The organism is Polaromonas sp. (assembly GCF_030682935.1).
GTDB lineage: Bacteria > Pseudomonadota > Gammaproteobacteria > Burkholderiales > Burkholderiaceae_C > Polaromonas.
The window spans coordinates 1-3,018 of sequence record NZ_JAUXNA010000023.1 but is presented as its reverse complement, the minus strand read 5'-3'; the positions used below and the strand labels follow the sequence as shown (position 1 = coordinate 3,018).

Here is a 3,018-nt window from a genome sequence, read left to right as displayed (position 1 = left end):
CCCCAGCTCTACATTGCGGCCGGCATTTCGGGCGCGATCCAGCACCTGGCCGGCATGAAGGACTCCAAAGTCATTGTCGCCATCAACAAAGACCCCGAAGCACCGATTTTCAGCGTCGCCGACTACGGGCTGGAGGCGGATCTGTTCGTGGCTGTGCCGGAGCTGGTTGCCGCGCTGTAAGGCATTGCACACCAGGGGCGTCTTGATAGACGCCTTTTTTTTATCTGAACCGCCTGTCAAGACGGGCGCCCATGGATTCAAGCGGAGAAAAAAATGACCTACAAAGCCCCCCTCAATGACATGCTGTTCGACATCAAGCATCTGGCCAATATCGAACAGATCGCGCAAATTCCGGGTTTTGAAGATGCCGGTTTTGACACGGCGCAGGCCGTGCTGCAAGAGTGCGCCAAGTTCACTGAGGGCGTTTTGGCGCCGCTGAACTGGGAAGGCGACAAGAACCCTTCAAGCTGGAAAGACGGCGTGGTGACCACCACCCCCGGCTTCAAGGAAGCCTTCAGGCAGTATGCCGAAGGCGGCTGGCAGGGCCTGCAGCACCCCGCAGACTTTGGCGGCCAGGGCCTGCCCAAAACCATTGGCGCAGCCTGCGGTGAAATGCTGAACTCGGCCAATATGAGCTTTGCCCTGTGCCCGATGCTGACCGATGGCACCATCGAGGCCCTGCTCACAGCCGGCTCCGATGCGCTGAAGGCGGTCTACCTTGAAAAGCTGGTCAGCGGCCAGTGGACCGGCACCATGAACCTGACCGAGCCCCAAGCTGGCTCCGACCTGGCGGCTGTGCGCAGCCGCGCCGAGCCGCAACCCGACGGCAACTACAAGGTGTTCGGCACCAAGATTATCATCACCTACGGTGAGCACGACATGGCCGAAAACATCGTCCACCTGGTGCTGGCCCGCGTCACCGGCGCGCCTGAAGGCGTCAAGGGCATCAGCCTGTTTGTCGTGCCCAAATTCATGGCGAATGCCGACGGCACGCTGGGCGCGCGCAACGATGTGCATTGCGTCAGCATCGAGCACAAGCTGGGCATCAAGGCCTCGCCGACGGCGGTGCTGCAGTTTGGTGACCACGGCGGCGCCGTCGGCTACCTCGTCGGCGAAGAAAATCGCGGCCTCGAATACATGTTCATCATGATGAATGCGGCGCGCTACGCTGTCGGCGTGCAGGGCATTGCGATTGCCGAGCGTGCTTACCAGCAGGCCGTGACCTTTGCCAAAGACCGCGTGCAAAGCCGCCCGGTCGATGGCTCCATCAAGGCCAGCGTTCCCATCATTCACCACCCCGATGTCAAGCGCATGCTGATGACCATGCGCGCCTACACCGAAGGCTGCCGCGCGATGGCCACCGTGGCCGCTGCCGCCTACGATGCGGTGCATCACCACCCGGATGCCGAGGTGCGCAAGCAGAACCTGGCTTTCTATGAATTCATGGTGCCGCTGGTCAAGGGCTACAGCACCGAGATGAGCCAGGAAGTCACCTCGCTGGGTGTACAAGTCCATGGCGGCATGGGCTTTATTGAGGAAACCGGCGCGGCGCAGTACTACCGCGACGCCAAAATCCTCACGATTTACGAAGGCACCACGGCCATCCAGGCCAACGACCTGGTCGGCCGCAAGACCGCGCGCGACGGCGGCCAGACCGCCAAGGGCATCGCCGGTCAGATTGAAGCGACTGAAAACGCGTTGATCAAGCAGGGCAGCGCCGACGCGCTGGCCGTGGCCAAGCGCCTGAAAGCCGCACGCCTGGCCTTTGTCGAGGTGGTCGAGTTTGTCGCCGCCAACAGCAAGGCCAAGCCGAATGCGGTGTTTGCAGGCAGCGTGCCTTACCTCATGCTGGCGGGCAATCTGGTGGCGGGCTGGCAGATGGGGCGCGCGCTGCTGGTGGCCCAGGAGGAATTGGCCAAGGGCACGGATGCCGCGTTCATGCAGGCCAAAATCACCACCGCCCGTTTTTACGCCGACCATTTGCTGAGCAAAGCCCCTGGCATGCGCGACAGCATCGTGGATGGCGCGGACAGCGTCAATGCGCTGGTGCTGGACGCTTTCTAAAGTTTTTGCTATTTAAATGATAGCTTATGGCCAAGATGAAACCTTGGCTGGCGGTCTTTTTTATATAAATTTACTGACGATCACGGAGCTACCATGTCGAGACTTCCCGGCGCACTGAATCATCTTCCGCTGCCCATCATTGGCTCGCCGCTGTTTATCATCAGCAACCCCAAGCTCGTGATCGAGCAATGCAAGGCCGGTGTGGTCGGCGCCATGCCTTCGCTCAATGCCAGGCCCGCAGCGATGCTCGAAGACTGGCTGGCCGAGATCACCGAAACGCTGGCCGCCTACAACCTGGCGAACCCGGACCAGCCCGCAGCGCCGTTCGCCATCAACCAGATCGTGCACAAGTCCAACGACCGGCTGGAGCATGACATGGCGCTGTGCGTCAAGTTCCAGGTGCCCATCGTCATCACCTCGCTGGGGGCGCGCGAAGACGTCAACCAGGCCGCGCACAGCTACGGCGGCGTGGTGCTGCACGACATCATCAACAACAAGTTCGCGCACAAGGCGATTGAAAAGGGCGCGGACGGCCTGATCGCCGTGGCGGCCGGTGCCGGTGGCCACGCGGGCGTCAAAAGCCCGTTTGCCCTGATCCAGGAAATTCGCCAGTGGTTTGACGGCCCGGTGGCGCTGTCGGGCGCCATCTCTACCGGCGGCGCCGTGCTGGCCGCGCAAGCGATGGGCGCTGACTTTGCCTACATCGGCTCGGCCTTCATTGCCACCGAGGAGGCGCGGGCATCCGATGCCTACAAGCAGGCGATTGTCGACAGCAACTCCGACGACATCGTCTACAGCAACCTGTTCACCGGCGTACACGGCAACTACCTGGCGCCGTCGATACGCGCCGCCGGCATGGACCCCGACCATTTGCCCGAGAGCGATCCGGGCAAAATGAACTTTGGCGCTGACAAGTCCAAAGCCTGGAAAGACATCTGGGGTTGCGGCCAGGGC

Annotated in this window: 3 protein-coding genes; all 3 read left to right on the top strand. The window is 61.7% G+C overall.

Annotated features, from left to right (window positions below):
• A partial coding sequence (locus Q8K05_RS00920) for an FAD-binding protein (RefSeq protein WP_305244675.1) occupies nt 1-180 on the top strand: 180 nt, incomplete at its 5' end.
• A 93-nt stretch (nt 181-273) separates the two neighbouring features.
• Complete coding sequence (locus tag Q8K05_RS00915; protein ID WP_305244674.1) at nt 274-2,064, top strand: acyl-CoA dehydrogenase; 1,791 nt, start codon at nt 274-276, stop codon at nt 2,062-2,064.
• A gap of 93 nt (nt 2,065-2,157) precedes the next feature.
• A partial coding sequence (locus Q8K05_RS00910) for a nitronate monooxygenase family protein (RefSeq protein ID WP_305244673.1) occupies nt 2,158-3,018 on the top strand: 861 nt, incomplete at its 3' end.